The sequence below is a fragment of the Sphingomonas sp. genome (genome assembly GCF_029239295.1).
Taxonomy (GTDB): Bacteria; Pseudomonadota; Alphaproteobacteria; order Sphingomonadales; family Sphingomonadaceae; genus Sphingomonas.
Genome location: NZ_JAQZBC010000004.1, coordinates 23,610 through 42,296 on the forward strand (window position 1 = coordinate 23,610; position 18,687 = coordinate 42,296).

16 protein-coding genes are annotated in these 18,687 nt (G+C 66.1%); 10 read left to right on the top strand and 6 right to left on the bottom strand.

Going from position 1 to position 18,687, the window contains the following annotated elements; all coding sequences use genetic code 11:
* The first annotated feature begins 53 nt into the window (after positions 1-53).
* Positions 54-533: an MOSC domain-containing protein gene (locus tag K0S66_RS05025; RefSeq protein ID WP_366520776.1), complete on the top strand. Its 480-nt coding sequence runs from the start codon at positions 54-56 to the stop codon at positions 531-533.
* Entirely contained in the window at positions 458-1,648 is a 1,191-nt protein-coding gene (locus tag K0S66_RS05030) for a phosphoglycerate kinase (protein ID WP_301074069.1), read from the top strand. The genes K0S66_RS05025 and K0S66_RS05030 overlap by 76 nt, the downstream gene beginning before the upstream one ends.
* Positions 1,649-1,698: 50 nt before the next feature.
* Here K0S66_RS05030 and K0S66_RS05035 read toward each other — a convergent pair whose 3' ends face one another.
* From K0S66_RS05035 to K0S66_RS05045, 3 genes are all read right to left on the bottom strand, one after another.
* Positions 1,699-3,315 carry a choline dehydrogenase gene (locus K0S66_RS05035; protein WP_301074070.1) on the bottom strand — a complete coding sequence of 539 codons (1,617 nt, stop codon included), beginning with the start codon at positions 3,313-3,315 and terminating at the stop codon, positions 1,699-1,701.
* Between the two features lie 117 nt (positions 3,316-3,432).
* Positions 3,433-4,392: an NADPH:quinone oxidoreductase family protein gene (locus K0S66_RS05040; RefSeq protein WP_301074072.1), complete on the bottom strand. Its 960-nt coding sequence runs from the start codon at positions 4,390-4,392 to the stop codon at positions 3,433-3,435.
* Positions 4,389-4,961, bottom strand: coding sequence for a TetR/AcrR family transcriptional regulator (locus K0S66_RS05045; protein WP_301074073.1), 573 nt, complete (start codon positions 4,959-4,961; stop codon positions 4,389-4,391). The genes K0S66_RS05040 and K0S66_RS05045 overlap by 4 nt, the downstream gene beginning before the upstream one ends.
* A 95-nt stretch (positions 4,962-5,056) precedes the next feature.
* Between K0S66_RS05045 and K0S66_RS05050 the strand changes: the two genes are divergently transcribed.
* The 4 genes from K0S66_RS05050 (at position 5,057) to K0S66_RS05065 (ending at position 10,914) form a co-directional block, all read left to right on the top strand.
* The gene (locus K0S66_RS05050) at positions 5,057-6,316 is read left to right on the top strand and encodes an acetyl-CoA C-acetyltransferase (protein WP_301074074.1); all 1,260 of its coding nucleotides are present in this window, start codon (positions 5,057-5,059) and stop codon (positions 6,314-6,316) included.
* A 58-nt stretch (positions 6,317-6,374) separates the two neighbouring features.
* Positions 6,375-7,967, top strand: a complete 1,593-nt coding sequence (locus K0S66_RS05055; RefSeq protein WP_301074075.1) for an acyl-CoA synthetase — start codon at positions 6,375-6,377, stop codon at positions 7,965-7,967.
* Positions 7,964-9,556 (top strand): AMP-binding protein, encoded by a 1,593-nt coding sequence (locus K0S66_RS05060; RefSeq protein ID WP_301074076.1) that lies wholly within the window; start codon positions 7,964-7,966, stop codon positions 9,554-9,556. Before K0S66_RS05055 ends, K0S66_RS05060 begins: the two co-directional genes overlap by 4 nt.
* A 356-nt stretch (positions 9,557-9,912) precedes the next feature.
* On the top strand, positions 9,913-10,914 hold the full coding sequence (locus tag K0S66_RS05065; protein WP_301074077.1) for an RcnB family protein: 1,002 nt from the start codon (positions 9,913-9,915) through the stop codon (positions 10,912-10,914).
* A gap of 61 nt (positions 10,915-10,975) precedes the next feature.
* Here K0S66_RS05065 and K0S66_RS05070 read toward each other — a convergent pair whose 3' ends face one another.
* On the bottom strand, positions 10,976-11,764 hold the full coding sequence (locus K0S66_RS05070; protein ID WP_301074079.1) for an SDR family oxidoreductase: 789 nt from the start codon (positions 11,762-11,764) through the stop codon (positions 10,976-10,978).
* A 140-nt stretch (positions 11,765-11,904) separates the two neighbouring features.
* Here K0S66_RS05070 and K0S66_RS05075 point away from each other — a divergent pair, with 140 nt between their 5' ends.
* From K0S66_RS05075 to K0S66_RS05085, 3 genes are all read left to right on the top strand, one after another.
* Positions 11,905-12,723: an SDR family NAD(P)-dependent oxidoreductase gene (locus K0S66_RS05075; RefSeq protein ID WP_301074080.1), complete on the top strand. Its 819-nt coding sequence runs from the start codon at positions 11,905-11,907 to the stop codon at positions 12,721-12,723.
* The gene (locus K0S66_RS05080; protein ID WP_366520777.1) at positions 12,720-14,252 is read left to right on the top strand and encodes an MFS transporter; all 1,533 of its coding nucleotides are present in this window, start codon (positions 12,720-12,722) and stop codon (positions 14,250-14,252) included. The genes K0S66_RS05075 and K0S66_RS05080 overlap by 4 nt, the downstream gene beginning before the upstream one ends.
* Positions 14,253-14,570: 318 nt before the next feature.
* Positions 14,571-15,149 carry a CHAP domain-containing protein gene (locus tag K0S66_RS05085; RefSeq protein WP_301074082.1) on the top strand — a complete coding sequence of 193 codons (579 nt, stop codon included), beginning with the start codon at positions 14,571-14,573 and terminating at the stop codon, positions 15,147-15,149.
* Positions 15,150-15,209: 60 nt separating this feature from the next.
* Here K0S66_RS05085 and msrB read toward each other — a convergent pair whose 3' ends face one another.
* Positions 15,210-15,701 (bottom strand): peptide-methionine (R)-S-oxide reductase MsrB, encoded by a 492-nt coding sequence (gene msrB / locus K0S66_RS05090; protein WP_301074084.1) that lies wholly within the window; start codon positions 15,699-15,701, stop codon positions 15,210-15,212.
* Positions 15,702-16,102: 401 nt separating this feature from the next.
* Here msrB and K0S66_RS05095 point away from each other — a divergent pair, with 401 nt between their 5' ends.
* Positions 16,103-17,362 carry a glutamate-5-semialdehyde dehydrogenase gene (locus K0S66_RS05095; protein ID WP_301074085.1) on the top strand — a complete coding sequence of 420 codons (1,260 nt, stop codon included), beginning with the start codon at positions 16,103-16,105 and terminating at the stop codon, positions 17,360-17,362.
* 3 nt (positions 17,363-17,365) lie between these two features.
* Here the strand turns inward: K0S66_RS05095 and K0S66_RS05100 are convergent, their stop codons facing one another.
* Complete coding sequence (locus K0S66_RS05100) at positions 17,366-18,643, bottom strand: isoprenylcysteine carboxylmethyltransferase family protein (RefSeq protein WP_301074087.1); 1,278 nt, start codon at positions 18,641-18,643, stop codon at positions 17,366-17,368.
* Positions 18,644-18,687 lie beyond the last annotated feature (44 nt).

Below are 18,687 nucleotides of genomic sequence, written 5' to 3' on the forward strand. Positions count from 1 at the left end.
TGGCAAACGGGATCCTCATCGGAATCGCGCGCCATGCGCGATCGCGAGCGCCCATGGAGTTGCTGACCAGTGCCGAGGTGACGCCGGAAGGCGGGATTGTCGGCGATTTTCGCGGCGCGATGAAGGGCAAGCCGCACAAGCGGCAGATCACCCTGCTGGAGCGCGGCGACTGGGATCAGGCGATGACCGAGGTCGCGCACAGTATCGGCTGGGAAGAGCGCCGGGCCAACCTGCTGGTCGACGGGTTCGACCTGCCCCAGACGGCGGGTTGCCGCGTGCGGATCGGCGACGACGTGATCCTGGAGATCACGCGCGAATGCGATCCGTGCGAGCGGATGGAAGCACTGGCCGAGGGGCTTCGCGCCGCGTTGACACCGGATTGGCGCGGCGGCGCATGCGCAATGGTGATACAGGGCGGCCATATTGCCGTCGGTGATGAAATCAGGATCGAGGAATCATGGCCAAATCATTCCGCACGCTCGACGACATCGGTGACGTCCGCGGCAAGCGGGTTCTCGTCCGCGAGGACCTGAACGTCCCGTTCGCCGACGGGCAGGTCACCGACGACACGCGGCTGCGCGCCACGGTGCCGACCGTCAGCGAACTGTCCGACAAGGGCGCGATCGTGCTGATCCTGGCGCATTTCGGCCGGCCCAAAGGCGTTCCGAACCCGGAAATGTCGCTCGCGCAGATCGTGAAGCCTTATGAGGCGGTGCTCGGCCGCCCGGTACGCTACGTCGATTGGGAAGGCGACGCGGCGAATGTCGCCACGCTTCAGCCCGGCGATATCGCGGTGCTGGAGAATACCCGCTTCTTCGGTGGCGAAGAGAAGAACGATCCGCAGGTCGTGGACCGCTTCGCGGCGCTGGGCGACCTGTACGTCAACGACGCCTTTTCCGCCGCGCATCGCGCCCACGCGTCGACCGAGGGTCTGGCGCATAAGCTGCCGGCCTACGCTGGCCGTGCGATGGAGGCCGAGCTGGACGCGCTGCAAAAGGCGCTGGGCGAGCCGGAGCACCCGGTGGCGGCGGTGGTCGGCGGCGCCAAGGTGTCGACGAAGCTGGCGGTGCTGAAGCATCTGGTCGGCAAGGTCGATCACCTGATCATCGGCGGCGGGATGGCGAACACCTTCCTCGCGGCGCGCGGCGTCAATGTCGGCAAGAGCCTGTGCGAGCATGACCTGACCGGCACGGCCGACGAGATCATGGAAGCGGCCGACCGCGCCGGCTGCACTGTGCACCTGCCCTATGACGTGGTGGTGGCGAAGGAGTTCAAGCCGAACCCGCCGACGCGCACGGTGAACGTGCATGAGGTCGCGGCGGATGAGATGATCCTGGACGTCGGGCCTGCCGCGGTCGAGGCGCTGGGCGATGTGCTGAAGAATTGCCGCACGCTGGTGTGGAACGGCCCGCTGGGCGCGTTCGAGACGCCGCCGTTCGACACCGCGACAGTCGCGCTGGCCAAGACGGCGGCGGCGCTGACGGTGGACGGCAGCCTGGTATCGGTTGCCGGTGGCGGCGACACGGTGGCCGCGCTGAACCACGCCGGGGTGGGGGACGATTTCACCTTTGTCTCGACCGCTGGCGGCGCCTTCCTGGAATGGATGGAAGGGCGCGAGCTTCCGGGCGTTGCCGCACTGATGCAGTAATCCGACTGGCCGCTCCCCGGGGAATATCCGGGGAGCGGCCGAACGGCTGATCAGGCCGCGAGCGCGGCTGGTTTTTCGATGCCGCGGATCATGTCGGCGGCCTTTTCGGCGATCATGATCGTCGGCGCATTGGTGTTCGATCCCACCAGCGTCGGCATGACCGAGGCGTCGACCACACGCAGGCCGCTGAGGCCGCGCACGCGCAGCTGTTCATCGACGACCGCCATTGGATCGCCATCGGTCCCCATCTTGCACGTGCCGACCGGGTGATAGATCGTTTCCGCATTGGCGCGGATCCAGGCGTCGATCTGATCATCCGTCTGGATATCGCGGCCGGGCGCATATTCCGCGCCGCGATAGGGATCGAGCGCCGCCTGATAGGCGATCTCGCGGCCCATATGGACGCAATCGCGCATGACGCGTCGGTCGACCTCGCTCGCCAGATAATTAGCGTGGATCAGCGGATCGGCGTTGGGATCGGTCGACGAGATGCTGATCCGACCACGGCTTTCCGGGCGCAGCTGGCAGAGGTGAAGCGAGAAGCCATCCGACTTCACCCGCGTCCGGCCATGATCCTTCATGATCGCCAGCACGCCGTGGATCTGCACGTCGGGACGCGAGAGCCCCTCGCGCGAGCAGAGGAACGCGCCTGATTCCAGGAACTGCTGCCGGCCGAGACCAGTACCGCGCAGCATATATTCCAGGCCCACGCGCAGCTGCCCGAGACCCTTGGTCTGCGAATAAGCGGTGAGCAGGCCCTTGCTGTGCCAGCTCATGATGATGTCGAGATGGTCCTGCAGGTTTTCGCCGACACCCGGAAGATCATGGACTGGCCGCACGCCGACGTCGCGTAGCTGCGCTGCATTGCCGATGCCCGAGAGCTGCAGGGTTTGTGGGCTCTGCACCGCGCCGGCGCACAGAATGACCTCGCGGGCGGCCTCGACACGCTCCTGATGCGACCCGAGGAGGTAATTGACCGCCACGGCGCGCCCGCCCGATACGGCGATGCCGGTGGTGCGTGCGTCGGTGATCACGGTCAAATTCTTGCGGTGCTCGACCGGGCGCAGATAGGCCGCGGCGGTTGACCAGCGCTGCCCGTTGGAAATGGTCAGGTCGTAGCGGCCGAAGCCTTCCTGGTCGGCGCCGTTGAAATTGTCACAGGAGCGATAGCCGGCCTGCACGCCCGCCTCGACCAGCGCATCGTGGAACGGGCTGTCGCTCTCACCGCCGGAGATGGTGAGCGGGCCCTCTGCACCGTGATAATCGCCGCCGCGGTGATGCCCCTCCAGCTTGCGGAAATAGGGCAGCACGTCGGACCAGGACCAGCCGGTCAGCCCCATCTGGCGCCATTCGTCGAAATCCTGCGGGTGGCCGCGGGTATAGACCATGCCGTTGATCGAGGACGATCCGCCCAGCCCCTTGCCGCGCGGCCACCACAAGCGGCGGTTGTCGAGATGCGGCTCCGGTTCGGTCCAGAAACCCCAATTGTGCTTGCCCTTGGCCTTGATCAGGCTGCCGACGCCGGCGGGCATCCGCACCAGCAGTTCCTTGTTCGCGCCGCCCGCTTCGAGCAGGCAGACGCTGACCGCGGGATCCTCACTGAGCCGTGCCGCCAGCGCACAGCCGGCCGAACCCCCGCCGATGATGACGTAATCGAAACCGGGCATCTTGCCTCTCCACTTTTCTGTTCTGTGACCCCGTTTGGGCGGGATTCTTGTTGCTGCGATGATGCTATAAAAGTCGCCGGGTGGACGCCAGCCGGAAGGTGGGCCGGCGCCGCACGATCATGGCACGAGCACGATTTTTCCGACCATGTCGCTGCGCGCCATCGCGTCGAACGCGGCGCGCCAGTCGGCGAGCGGATATTCGGCGTGGACGCGCGGCCGGATGCGGCCTTCGTTGGCCAGCGCCCAGATCGCTTCCTGGTTTTCGCGGCCTCTTTCGGGGAACTGCCGGCCATATTCGCCCGCGCGTACGCCGACCACCGAGAACCCCTTGATCAGCGGCATGTTGGTGGAGACGGTGGCGATACGCCCCGAGGTGAAGCCGATGACGCACAGCCGCCCGCCAAAGGCGATTGAACGCACCGATTCATCGAACACGTCGCCGCCGACCGGATCGTAGATGACGTCGGCGCCGCCGCCGGTGAGTTCCTTTACCGCATCCCGGAAGCCCGGGGCGGGGAGGGTGGCGTCGACCCCATATTCCTCCGCCACGACCTTCAGCTTTTCAGGTGAGCGGGAGGTGGCGATCACGCGGGCGCCAAGCCCCTTGGCCAGATCGACCGCTGCCAGGCCGACACCGCCCGTCGCGCCATGGATAAGCACCCATTCGCCGGCCTCCACCCGCGCCAGCCGGACCAGCGCCACATAAGCGGTGAGATACGCCGCGCCGACGCCAGCGGCCTGGGCGAAGGAGAGATGCGCCGGCTTCCGCCGAACGGCGGCGGCATCGACCGCCACCACATCGGCAAAGCCGCCGAGCCGCGTTCCGGCAACCACTTCGTCACCGGGCGCAAAGCCATCACCGCTGATGACCTCTCCGGCCACTTCCATCCCCGGCGAAAAGGGGAGGGGCGGTTTCAGCTGATATTCGCCCTTGGTCATCAGCAGGTCAGGGAAGTTGAGCGCTGCGGCCTTTACCCGGATCAGCACCTTTCCCGGCGTCGCCGCAGGCTCCGGCATTTCGATGAGGGCGGTGCCCGACAGATCGGGCGAAAGCTGGGATACGACCAATGCCCTCACGGACGCGCCACCAGGATATCCAGCAGCGATTCGAACAGGCTCGACATTTCGAGGTGAGGCGCATGCACCTTGCTGAGGCCGAGCGTGATGAGGCCGTAGGCGCGCACCTCCGCCTCCTCGCGGCTGAAGCCGATGGCCGTCAGGTTTCGGGCCAGGAAATCCAGCATCAGTTCGTCATGCCGTTCGACGGCAAGGCGGGCGCGCGGATCGCTTTCCGCCCAGGCACGCATCGCCACCGCGAGTCGGGACGAGCCGCGCCGACGGACGGTCTGTCCCAGCAACCGGATGCGGTCGATCGGCTCGGGCGTGGCCCGTTCCAGCGCGGCGATCAGATCACTGACCTGATCCTCCGCGAAATAGGCCGCAAGCTTCCCCTGGTAATCGTCGAAATCGCGGAAGTGGTGGTAGAAGCTGCCGGTCGAAACCTTCAGCTCCTCCGCCAGCGGGCGCAGCTTCAGGGCGCGCAGACCGCCGCGGCGCAGCAGCGACTGCCCCGCCTCCAGCCAGTCGCGCGGTGTGAGATCGGGGGAGCGTGACGCGAGCACTGGTCCTGTGGCGGCTGGCGGCACGCTTGACATCCTGTCTACCATAACGAAGGTTATGCCGGAAATCCGCGCCGGTAAAGGGCCGGTCGGGGTGGGATATCTGGAGAGGTTTGGAAGCAATGGCCGACGCTTACATCATCGACGCCGTTCGTACGCCGCGCGGGATCGGCAAGCAGGGCAAGGGTGCGCTGGCGCACATGCACCCGCAGCATCTTGCCGCCACGGTTCTGAAGGCGCTGAAAGAGCGCAACAACCTGAATACTGCCGAAGTGGACGACATCATCTGGTCGACCAGCTCGCAGCGCGGCAAGCAGGGCGGCGACATGGGCCGCATGGCGGCGCTGGACGCCGGCTATGACGTCAAGGCATCGGGCACCACGCTCGACCGCTTCTGCGGCGGCGGCATCACCGCGGTGAACTTCGCCGCGGCGCAGATCATGAGCGGCATGGAAGATTGCGTCATCGCCGGTGGTACCGAGATGATGAGCCTGACCGCAGCGATGGGCCAGGAAGACATGGAAAGCGGCAAGCCGCCGCTGGGCATGGGTTCGGGCAACGAGCGCCTGAACATCAACCACCCGCAGTCGCACCAGGGCATTTGCGGCGACGCGATCGCCAGCATGGAAGGCTTCACGCGCGAGCAGCTCGACAATGCCGGCCTCGAAAGCCAGCAGAAGGCAGCGAAGGCGATTGCCGAGGGCCGGTTCAACAAGTCGATCGTGCCGGTGGTGGACGATGAGGGCAATGTCGTCCTCGACCATGACGAATTCCCGCGCCCGCAGACCACCGCCGAAGGGCTTGCGAGCCTGAAGCCGTCGTTCGCGGCGCTGGCCGACGTGCCGTACAACAAGTCGGGCGACACGTTCCGCAAGCAGATCAACCGCAAGTATCCGGACCTGGAGATCCAGCATTTCCACCACGCCGGCAATTCGTCGGGCGTGGTCGATGGTGCGGCGGCGGTGCTGCTGGCATCCAAGGAATATGCCGAGAAGATGGGCTGGAAGCCGCGCGCGCGCATCGTTGCGATGGCGAACATCGGTGACGATCCCACGCTGATGCTGAACGCGCCGGTGCCGGCGGCGAAGAAGGTGCTGGAGAAGGCGGGCCTCAAGAAGGAGGACATCGACCTTTGGGAGATCAACGAGGCGTTTGCCGTGGTGTCCGAGAAGTTCATCCGCGACCTCGAACTGCCGCGTGACAAGGTGAACGTGAACGGCGGCTCGATCGCGCTCGGCCACCCGATCGGCGCGACCGGATCGATCCTGATCGGCACGATCGTCGACGAACTGGAGCGCCAGGAAAAGCGCTACGGCCTCGTCACCATGTGTGCCGCAGGTGGCATGGCGCCGGCGATCATCGTCGAACGCCTGGCCGCCTGATCCAAGCAGAAGCAAGACCGCGAGCGGGCCGATAGCGCCCGCCGCGGCGGAGAGAATGATGACGCACCCGTACAAGCATGCCGCCGCCACGCCCGACAAAGCCGCCTATGTCATGGCGGGAACCGGCGAGACGGTTACTTTCGCCCAGCTCGATGCGCGCGCGAACCAGGGTGCGCATCTGATCCGCTCACTCGGCCTGAAGCGTGGCGATGCCATTGCGCTGATGATGGACAATTCGCCGCGCTATTTCGAAGTGGTGTGGGCGGCGGAGCGCGCCGGCGTCTATCTCACCTGCATCTCGTCGAAGCTGATGGCGAGTGAGGCGGAATATATCATTCGCGACGGCGATTGCCGCGCGCTGATCGCGTCCAAGGGGTGCGCGGCTTGTGCGGAGGCGCTGCTGCCGCTGGTCGGCGATCTGGACCGTTTCATGGTCGACGGCACCATCGAAGGCTATGAGAGCTGGGAGGATGCCGCCCGCGGGCAGCCGGAAACGGCGATCGCCGATCCGTCGCCGGGGCAGATCATGCTTTATTCCTCGGGCACGACGGGCAAGCCCAAGGGCGTGCGCTTTGCGTTGCCGGAGGAGCCCTATGGCGAGAACGTCTCGCCGCTCGCCGCGATCGGGCAGGGGCTCTACGGGTTCAATCCCGACATGGTCTATCTGTCGCCAGCGCCGCTGTATCACGCGGCGCCGCTGCGCTGGTCGATGGCGGTGCAGCAGCTTGGCGGCACGGTGATCGTCATGGAGCGCTTCGATCCCGAAAAGGCGCTGGAAGCGATCGAGACCCACAAGGTGACCCATGCGCAATGGGTGCCGACGCATTTCATCCGCATGCTGAAATTGCCGGAGGACGTGCGCAAGAAGTTCGATGTCTCCTCGCTGAAGGCGGTGTGGCACGCCGCCGCGCCGTGCCCGGTGCCGGTGAAGGAAGCGATGATCGAATGGTGGGGCCCGATCATCGGCGAATATTATGCCGGGACCGAGGGCAATGGATTCCACAACATCCTGTCGCCGGAATGGCTGACCCACAAGGGATCGGTCGGCCGCAACCTGACCACGATCACGCATATCTGCGACGAGGACGGCAACGAGGTGCCGCCGCGCACGGAGGGTACGATCTATTTCGAGGCGCCGGTGACGGACCTGAACCCGACGGGCGCGGCGCCGTTCAGCTATCACAACGATCCCGAAAAGACGAAGGACAGCACCAACGCGCGCGGCTGGACCACGCTGGGTGATGTGGGCTGGATGGACGAGGAAGGGTATCTCTACCTCACCGACCGCAAGAGCTTCATGATCATTTCGGGCGGGGTGAACATCTATCCGGCGGAGATCGAGAACCTGCTGATCACCCATCCCAAGGTCGCCGATGTCGCAGTGATCGGTGCGCCGCACGAGGAGATGGGCGAGGAAGTGGTGGCCGTGATCCAGCCCAAGGATCCGCTGGAAGACCGCGAGGCGCTGGCAGCGGAGCTGTCGCAATATGCGCGCGCCAACCTCAGCCACGTCAAATCGCCGCGCCGCTGGGATTTCCGCGAGGAATTGCCGCGGCACGACACGGGCAAGCTCTACAAGCGGCTGCTGCGCGACGAATATTGGGGCAAGGCGAAGCCGGCCGAGACCAAGCCGGCGGAGCAGGCGGCATGAGCTTCAACTTCGGTGACCTGATCGAGGCGGTCGAGGCCGCAGTGCCGGGTGACCGGGTGGCGCTGGCCCATGGCGACCAGGTGATCGACTGGAACGCGCTGCGTATCCAGTCGAACAATCTGGCGCGCGCTCTGATCGAACGCGGGCTGAAACCGGGCGACCGGTTCGCCTTCTATGCCTATAATTCGGCCGACTATCTTGTCGCGCTGATGGCGTGCTGGAAGGCGCGCGGCACGCACGTCAACGTCAACTATCGCTATGTCGCCGAGGAACTGGCCTATATCCTGGCCGACAGCGATGCGACGGTGCTGGTCTATGATGCGCGGTTGCGCGATTGCGTGGCGGAGGTCGTGGATCGATCGCCACACGTGCGCAGCTATGTCGAGATCGGCGGAGAGCCGGGCGATTTGCCGTCGTTCGCCGAGGCGTTCGAGGATCTGGTCGCCGGCAGCGGCGAGGCGGTGGCCGTGGGGCGCGATCCGCAGGACCGGTTCTTCATCTATACCGGCGGGACGACGGGCATGCCCAAGGGCGTGGTGTGGACCCATGCCGACTTGAACGCCATTGCGCATGGCGCGGCGGCGGCGGCGGGCCTGCCGGTGCCGACCACCGTTCAGGAGGCGGCAGCGATGGCGGCGGCCAATCCCGATTATCCGCGTACCGTGTGCGGCCCCCCGCTGATGCACGGCACCGGCCTGCTGACATCCTACGGATCGTTGCTCGCGGGCGGCTTCGTCGCGACGCTGCCGAGCCGCAGCTTCCGCGCGGAAGAGGCGCTGGACGCGATCGATCGCTGGCAGGCGAACCGGCTGGTGGTGGTGGGCGACGCCTTTGCCCGCCCGATCCTGGAGGCGCTGGATGCGGAGCCCCAGCGTTGGGACGTGTCGGCGATGCGGCTGATCAATTCGTCGGGCGTGATGTGGACGCAAGGCGTGAAGGACGGGCTGATCCGGCACATGCCCGAGGCGACGTGCCAGGACAATTTCAGCTCCTCCGAGGCGATCGGCATGGGCGTGTCACTGACCAGCAAGGACGGTACGGTCGAGACCGCGAAGTTCGTCGTGGGACCGCGCTGCCGGGTGCTGGACGATGACGACAAGGATGTGGTGCCCGGGTCGGGCGTGACCGGCAAGGTCGTGCTGGGGCCTCCCAACCCGGTGGAATATCACAAGGACGCCGAGAAGAGCGCGCGGACGTTCCGCCTGATCGATGGCGTGCGCTACACCGTGTCCGGCGATTATGCGCAGGTCGCGGAGGATGGCAGCGTCATCCTGCTGGGCCGCGGATCGGCGTGCATCAATTCGGCCGGCGAGAAGATTTTCCCCGAGGAGGTCGAGGAAGCGCTGAAATTATGTCCCAAGGTGGATGACGCGCTGGTATTCGGCGTGCCGGATCCGAAATGGGGGCAAGCGGTGGCCGCCGTCGTCCAGTCCGAAGGCTTTGACGAGGATGCGGCGCGCGACGTGTTGCGACACCGCCTGGCGGGGTACAAACTGCCCAAGATGATCGTCGCGACCAACCAGTCGCTTCGGGCGCCCAATGGCAAGGCGGATTATGCCAAGGCGAAGGCGCTCGCCGGCGTCGCCTGATCTGGCGAGCTGGGGCGGGCGTTTCGCGCCAGGTCATTTGTCCGGGGCAGCCTAGGTCGAGGCCGCGCACGTCGGCTGGCCGTCCGCCGGCGCCCTGCGGAGCGACAGGACCGCTAAGCTCATCAGCCTGGCAAATCGTCAGGCTGCTAGTGTGATCGGTTGCCGCCTTGTCGGAATTACACGTCACCAATGGTGCGTGGTTCACGCGAACAAGGATTGCTACCGGCATCGGCAAGTCGTCGCCAATTCTTTCATAATGCTGTCTGCTGCATTCAGCCGGTATTCGCCACGGCTCGCCTAATCGTTCGTCATAGGCAGGGCCGGCGTTGTGTGTCGGCGATGGAGTAGATCAGATCATGGCCAGGAAGTTGATGGCGGCGCTCATGGCGGCCGCGGCGCTGGTTCCCGGGATCGCCACCGCGCAGGATCGCGGTGGCGGCAATCGTGGACCACGCGCCGAACGCGCGCAATCGGGCGGCTGGCAGGCCCGTCAGGGCGGCCAGCCGCGCGGAGACTGGCAGCAGCGCCAGGCCGGGCAGCCCGGTGGCGGATGGCAGCAGCGCCAGGGCGGCCAGTCGCGCGGCGATGGGCAGCCCCGCGCCCAGCGTCCTGCGCCAGCACCGCGACCAGCCCAGCCCGATGTTGGTGGTCCAGAGAGCTGGCAGCGTGCGCAGCAGCAGGCGCCGACCCGCAACTACCGGCCGATCCGCCCGGCGCAGGGAGCCGAAGGCCCGCGTCCCGGTGCGAACGTGGGGCAGGTCCGACCCGATCGCGACTCGCTGCGTGGCCGCGAGGATTGGCGGCGCGGTGAGGCGGGCAATCGACGCAATGAAGGGCCGCGTAACGGCCTTGGCAGCGGGTTCGACCGAAACGAGCAGGCGCGCGATGCCGCCCGCCGCGCGGAATGGAACGACCAGCGCCGCAACGACGGCCAGCGTGGCTGGAACGGCCGGGACGATCGCGACGGGTGGCAGCGCAACAGCTGGCGGGCCGGCAATTTCGATCGCGGCTATCGTAACGACCGCGGCTATCGCAACGATCGCGGGGGCTGGAACCGTGATTGGCGGCGCGACACGCGCTATGACTGGTCAGGCTGGCGCAACAGCAACCGCAATGCCTTCCGCCTGCCGCGCTATTATGCGCCCTACGGCTGGAACCAGGGATATCGCCCGTTCGGGATCGGCGCGGTCCTTTCGGCCGGCCTGTTCGCGCAAAGCTACTGGATCAACGATCCATGGGCCTATCGCCTGCCCGAGGCGTATGACGACTTCCGCTGGGTACGTTATTACAACGATGCGCTGTTGGTCGACGTCTATTCCGGCGAGGTCGTCGACGTGATCCAGAACATCTTCTGGTAACATAAACCGGGGCGGATGGTCGATCCATCCGCCCCGTTGTGTTTGGGAGCAGCAGGCGCCGTCAGGCGTCCACGCTGGTCCCCAAGGCCGCGTTCACCAGCCCGCCGTCGACCACCAGCGTATCGCCAACGACGTAATCGCTGGCGCGACTCGCGAGGAAGATCGCGGCGCCGGCCATGTCCTCGAAATTGCCGATCCGCTGCATCGGGATGCCCTTTGCCACCGTGTCGCCGTGATCGCGGGCGGCGCGGTTCATCTCGCTGGCGAAGGCGCCGGGCGCAAGGCTGGTGACGATGATCCCGTCCTTGATCAGCCGCGCGGCCATCCGCTTCGTCAGGTAGATCAGCGCCGCCTTCGACGCGTGATAGCTGTAGGTGTCCCACGGGTTGAGGCGGATGCCGTCGATCGAGGTGATGTTGATCACCTTTGACGGCCGGTCATGGCTGGCCTTCACCTTCAGCAGATCATGCAGTGCCTGGGTCAGGAAGAACGGCGATTTGACGTTGAGGTCCATGACCTTGTCCCAGCCGCTTTCCGGGAACTCCTCGAACGGCACGCCCCAGGCGGCGCCGGCATTGTTCACCAGAATGTCGAGATGGTCCTCGCGTTCGGCCAGCGCCGCGGCAAGCGCCCGGCAGCCCTCGACGGTGCCGACATCCATCGGCAGCGGAATGCACTTCGGACCGAGTTCGGCGGCGGTTTCCTCGCAGGCCGCGGCCTTGCGCGACGAGATGTAGACCGTCGCGCCCTGTTCGACGAACGCGTTGGCAATGATCTTGCCAATGCCGCGACTTCCGCCGGTGATCAGCGCCGTGCGCCCTTCAAGGCTGAAAAGATTGTTCAGGCTCATCGTCATCCCTCCTCGTTTGCAGCGGGGCTAGCGAGCGGGTCTGACGACGGCAAGCGGCCTACCGCTTTTTCGAACAGGTTATGATTGACGAAGGGCAGCGCCATACTATGCTGCCGAAAACAGAAAGACAGGACGAGAGGATGCGCTTTTCGGGTAAGCGTGCCGTTGTAACAGGCGGCGCGTCCGGTATCGGTCGCGCGACTGCGCTGCGGCTGGCGGAAGAAGGAGCCGACGTCTGGATCGGCGACATCGACGAGGCCGGGGGCGAGGAGCTCGCGAGTACCTCCAACGGCAAGATCCATTTCCGACGATGCGACGTTACCAGCGAGAGTGACATCAAGGCACTGATCGAGGCGCCGGGTGAATTGGACGTCCTGTTCAACAATGCCGGTGCGGGCGGCGCCCCGGAAAAGATCGATGAAATGCCGGCCGATGCCTGGGATCGTACCCAGTCGCTGCTGCTTCGATCGGTGGCGCTGGGCATCCGCTATGCAGCCCCGCTGATGGCGAAGCGCGGCGGCGGATCGATCGTCAACACATCGTCCGTGTCGGCCCTGGGCACCGGCTATGCGCCGATCGCCTATTCGACCGCCAAGGCAGGGGTTCTGCACCTCTCCAAGCTGGCGGCGGCGGACCTGGCGAAGGACAATATCCGCGTCAACGCGGTGATCCCGGGCTTCATCACCACCAACATCTTCACCCGGCATCTGAACGTGCCCGCCGACAAGCTGGACCTGGCCAACCGTGCGATTGCCCATGTGGCCGCAGGTGCGCAGCCGGTGAAGCGGGCGGGGCGCCCGGAGGACATCGCGGCGGCCGTCGCGTTCCTGCTCAGCGACGAGGCAGGGTTCGTCACGGGAACCCATCTCGTCGTGGATGGCGGCATCACCATCGGCACCCGGCAAAGCTGGGATCCCGACCAGCCGGGACTGTTCGCTGCACTGGAGGCATTCCAATGAACGCCACGATCGCCAGCACCGGGACCGTCGCGGTACCCGGCGCTGCACCGGCGGGCGCCGCCCCGCCAGCCCGCCGCCTGCGCCCGAGGACGATGGCCAGCTATGGCTTCGGCGCTGCGGCCTATGGGGTGAAGGATTCCGGCTTCGGCACGTTCTTGCTCCTGTTCTACAATCAGGTGATCGGCGTGCCCGCCGCAACGGTGGGCTTCGTCATCATGATGGCGTTGATCATCGACGCCTTCGTCGATCCGACGATCGGCTTCCTGTCGGATCGTACGCGCACCCGGTGGGGCCGGCGGCATCCCTGGCTGTACGGCTCAGCGCTGCCGATCATGCTCGGTTGGATCATGCTGTGGAACCCGCCGCAATCGTCACAGGCCGCGACGCTGGGCTGGCTGTTCGCGATGGCGGTGCTCGTGCGCAGCGCGGTGAGCGCCTATGAGGTGCCCAGCCAGGCGATGGCCGCGGAACTGAGCGCCGATTATGACGAGCGGACGCGGATCATGGCCTATCGCTACCTGTTCGGCTGGGCCGGCGGGCTGGTGATGCTGATCGCCGCCTATTGGGTGTTCCTGGCGCCGACGCCGGAATATCCCAACGGGCTGCTCAACCCCAATGGGTACAAGAGCTTCGCCGTCGCGGGCGCGATCTTCATGGGAATTGCGATCCTGACATCGGCAATGGGGACGCATCGCGAGATCCCGAACCTGCCGGCGCCGGTGATCGAGAAGCAATCGTTGAAGCGCAATTTCGCCGAGCTGCTGGAGACGCTGAACAACAAGGCGTTCGTGATCCTGATGATCGCCGGCCTGTTCGTCTTCACCAACCAGGGGATCACCTATGCGATCTCCAATTACCTCTACACTTATGTGTGGGGCTTCACGACGGTGCCGTTCTTCGGGCTGACGGTGCCGACGTTCGTGCCGTTGAGCATGGTGCTGTTTGGCGGCGTGCTGGTGGCGTTTGTCATTGCGCCGCGGATCGGGGCGGTGACGAGCAAGCCCAAGGCGGCGTCGACGGCGGCGATCCTGGCGATCATCATTGGCACGACGCCTTACTGGTTGCGGCTGGCGGGCGTATTCCCGGGCCCCGACAATCCGATGATGCTGCCGCTGCTGTTCGGCATGCTGGCGGCGGGCACCGCGGCGAGCGTGACGGCGCACATCCTGGGCGCCTCGATGATGGCCGACGTGGTGGAAGATTCGGAGCAGCGCACCGGGCGGCGCTCGGAAGGCGTGTTCTTCGCCGGCAGTTTCTTCATCCAGAAATGCACCAGTGGCGTGGGGATCTTTGCCACCGGGCTGATCCTGGCGGCGGCGAACTTCCCGGCCAAGGCGGTGCCCGGCCAGGTACCCGTCGAAGTGCTGGATCGCCTGACGGTGATCTACATCATCGCCGCCACGGTGCTCGCGCTGGTCGCCGCGTTCACCTATCGCGCCTTCCCGTTCGGCCGGGCGGAGCATACCGCGCGGCTGGAGGCCTTGCGGCTGCAGGCGCTTGACGCGGAGCGTATCGAGCCGGTGCCTTGAGCGCCTGATCGACGCCGCGCCAGCGACGACCTGAAAGGGCCTCGGGGGTTAAACCTCCGGGGCCTTTTTCTTTCGAATCAGATGGTTTTTGACGGCCGGAGGCAGGGGGCGAGGCAGGCATTTCCGCGAGCAATCCCGGGCGAAAGACAATGCAGTGCGGCCACTGCGCAGGCGCAGAAATGGTTAAAATTCGCGCGCTATTGCTGTTCATCGGCGCCGCAACACCGTTCATCGGGTTTGGTTCCCGCAGCTATTGGTATTCCGCCGGACTCCCCGTAGCCGGACTGCAACGAACGTCGGTTTGGCCGGGGGGTCGCAATGAAATTCAAGTCTTTAGCAGCGCGTTTTGCGCTGGTGGTGTCGTGCGGTCTGATGACGGCGACTGCAGCAAATGCTCAGTTCTGGCAGTGCGCGCCCTATGCGCGTGAGATCTCGGGCATCAAGATCCATGGCAACGCCAACACCTGGTGGGGCCAGGCGGCCGGCCGGTACGAACGCGGCAATGCGCCCAAGGTTGGCGCCGTGCTTTCCTTCCAGCCGACGCGCCGGATGCGGGTGGGCCATGTCGCCATGGTCAGCCAGGTTGTCAGCGATCGCGAAGTTCGCCTGACGCATGCCAACTGGTCGCGCCGCGGCCAGATCGAGCGCGACGTTCGCGCCATCGACGTGTCGCCGGCGGGCGACTGGAGCATGGTGAAGGTGTGGTATGCGCCGAACGGCGGCCTCGGCACCTCCGACTACCCGACCAACGGCTTCATCTACGCCGACGGCAATGCCGGTGCGCCGATGATCCGCGGCGGCGAAGGCGAAGGTTCGGACGAAACGCGCCTGGCCAATCTGGCGATCGCGTCGGCCGCTTCGGTCCCCGTCAGCGGCGGCATTTCGGTTACGCAGTAAGTCTGTCGGTCGGGCGGCGCCGAGCGAGTTGCGCGATCGCCTGAACGCCAGCGCCGGGCATCATACGGCGCGAAACTGCATCGCGACCCCATTCATGCAGTAACGCTTGCCAGTAGGCGGCGGGCCATCATCAAAGACATGACCGAGGTGCCCGCCGCAGCGCGCGCAATGCACCTCCGTTCGCGGGATGCCGAGCGCGAAGTCGCGCCGCGTGCCGATCGCATTCTTCATCGGCGCATAGAAGCTCGGCCAGCCAGTGCCGCTGTCGAATTTTGTGCGCGATGAAAAGAGCGGCTGATCGCAGCCGGCACAGCCGAAGACGCCGGCGCGTTTCTCCTTGTCGAGCGGGCTGGAGAAGGGGCGTTCGGTCGCCTCCTCGCGCAGCACGCGATAGGCCGCGGGGGTGAGGCGCTTGCGCCATTGCTCATCGCTGAACCGGACCGGAAAGCTTTCAGCAGTGGCGGGTGATGCGCGGCAGGCGCCGAGCGCCGTCGCCACGAAACCCGCACCGAGCACGCCCAGCATTCGCCGTCGATCGACTGACTGTCCCATGCGCCTCGATATAGGGAGGAGCAGCTTCGCCTCACAGAGGGAGAGCGGGACGGTCGGCCGGCTTGCGAGGCGAAGATTGAAGATCTTGAGCCATCGAGCAGATCATGGCGAGCATAGGCGCCAGTTGTTGGCTAGCGCCCCGGAATGCGATCCTTGATCGGTCTTAACCGGGCTGTTCCACAGTGGAGCGACTTTCGAGCTGACGCACTCTCTTGCGCCTGCTGGTCGCGCGAGTGGCGCGGTCGGGCGGGGTGAAGCGTCCCCGGGGAGCGGCGGGGAGGGCGATTACGGTCGCCGACGGGTCACCGGGCAGGCAGCGGAATGTGCACGTGTCCTGCTGACCATTTGTTGGCGGGCGCACCTACTCGTCCGCCGCATCCCGGCATGGTAGAAGCGACGCCATGTTGGACCCGCAATCCCCATCTGCCCTGATCGCCGAACTTGCGACAAAGGCGCGCGCTGCTCAGCGCGTACTGTCGCAAACCACGACCGACGAGCGGCGTGGCGGGCTTCGCCACGTTGCGCGCGCGATGCGGGCGGCATCGGACGCGATCCTGGACGCCAATGAGGATGATGTAGCGCGCGCGGAGGCTGCCGGCCTGTCGGGCGCGATGCTGGATCGGCTGCGGCTGGATGCGGGGCGTGTCGCGGCGATGGCGGACGCGGTGGAAGCGGTGGCGGGCCTGGCGGATCCGCTGGGCCAAGTGATCGACAGCACGACGCGGCCAAACGGCCTGCACCTGTCACGAGTGCGGGTGCCAATCGGCGTGATCGGGATCATCTACGAAAGCCGGCCCAATGTGACCGCCGACGCGGCTGCCCTGTGCGTCATGTCCGGCAATGCCGTGCTTCTGCGTGGTGGATCGGAGGCGCGGGAAAGCAGCGCGGCGATTCACCGTGCCTTTTGCGAGGGGCTGGCGGCGGGCGGGCTGCCGGCCGATGCGGTCCAGCGGGTCGCGACCACGGATCGTGCGGCCGTCGGTGCCATGCTGGCGGCCGATGGCTTGATCGACATGATCGTACCGCGCGGGGGAAAGAGCCTTGTCGCCCGGGTCCAGGCGGAGGCACGGGTACCGGTGCTGGCGCATCTGGACGGCATCAACCACCTGTTCGTCCATCAGTCTGCCGACCTGGCGATGGCAGAGCGGATCGTGGTGGACGCGAAGATGCGCCGCACCGGCATTTGCGGTGCAACGGAGACGCTGCTGATCGACGCCGCCTACGCCGATCCGGCAGGGTTGATCGCCGCGCTCACGGATGCCGGCTGCGAAGTTCGGGGCGACGCGCGGGTCCGGGCTGCTGCGGAGGTCGAGCCGGCCAGTGAGGCGGACTGGGATACCGAGTATCTCGACGCGATCTGCTCGGCCGCGATGGTGGACGGGCTGGACGGCGCGCTGGCGCATATTGCGCAGCATAGCTCGCACCACACCGACGCGATCGTCGCGTCCGACGAGGCGGTGGCGCGGCGCTTCCTGACCGAGGTCGATTCCGCGATCGTACTGTGGAACGCGTCGACTCAGTTCGCGGATGGTGGCGAATTCGGGCTGGGTGCCGAGATCGGCATTGCTACCGGGCGGCTTCATGCGCGCGGGCCGGTCGCGCTGGAGGGGCTGACGACCTACAAATGGATTGGCGTCGGTACCGGCCAGATCCGCGGCTGACGCCTAACGCCCGCCGATCCAGCGGAAGAACCGCGGTACCGGGGCGTTGCGGCTCATCCAGGCGCTGTAATCCTGATAGACTGGATCGGCGGACAAATGGCGCTCCTCCGTCCGGGCGCGCCAGTAATAGACGCCGCTGACCGCTGCCAGGATCAGGGTGGCGCGAGCGGCATCGGCCAGCGACCCTGTCGAAAGCAGCGGCACAGTGGAAAGCCACCAGAACAGGTTCTTCGTCAGATAGGCCGGGTGGCGCGACCATGCGTAGGGGCCGTGCGTCAGGATGCCGCGGTGCGTGAGATTGGAGAAGCGGAGCCCGAAGGCGACCGTGGCCCAGGCGTAAATGCCGGTCAGGATGACCAGGATCGCACCGACCAGCGCCAGCAGCATCGGATGGCCGTCCAGCCAATAGGTCCAGTCGGCGGTGCCGGGATGATAATCCAGCGGGCCGCCGGTATCCATGAGGATGAAGGGCGGATAGCAGATCAGGGCCGCGGCCCAGCCGGCGGCATAGGGATTGGCGCTGCGGATATGGGCATCCAGCGGGCGCATCGTCAGAATGTAGCCGACCGTCGCGAAAGCCACGTCGATCACGAACATGAAGGTGATCAGCCAGTTCGCCAGCCTGACCGGATCGGCAAGGATCCCGAACGTGGGCGTGCGGATGAAATCGGCGAAGCCGGGCGGCACGATCGCGAGCATGAAGGCGAGGAAGAACGCCTTCACCGCCCAGGCACGCAGATGGCCATAGATCGCCTCGGGCGCCGGGCTGCCCGTGCTGGTAAGCCAGGCACCCAGCGCCCAGGCGCCATCGCGCGGGTCAACCAGATAGCGGTCGAGCCACAGGACGTAGGGAATTGAGAGCAGGAAGAGGAACGGGGCCGCCGTCCCGAGGCACCACATGGCAAAGGCGAAATTGCCGTCCCAATAGAAGCGGCCGGTGGCGTAGATTAGCGCGATGCCGGCCCATGTGGCCCAGAGGCCAGCCAGTTTTACCAGGCTGATGTCGAGCGTTTCACGCCATGGCCGCCGCGATGCCCAGTCGATCCCGGTCGATGCCCGGCGGTGCACCTTGTCCACCAGGATCGACCAGGCGATCATCGGGATGCCGCAGGCGAGGACATTGACCAGCGCCGCGTAGGGGCCGTCCATGCCATAGGCGCGAGCGACCGCGATCCACACGATCACCCCGACCAGGCCGGCGAGGCCAACGCCATGCGACACGGCGGAGGCCGGGCGGGAATCGGCGCGATCGGCAGTGGCCACGATGGAATCGGCAGTCATCATACCCGCATAGCGCAACAATGGTAAGCGGCGCATGAAGGAAG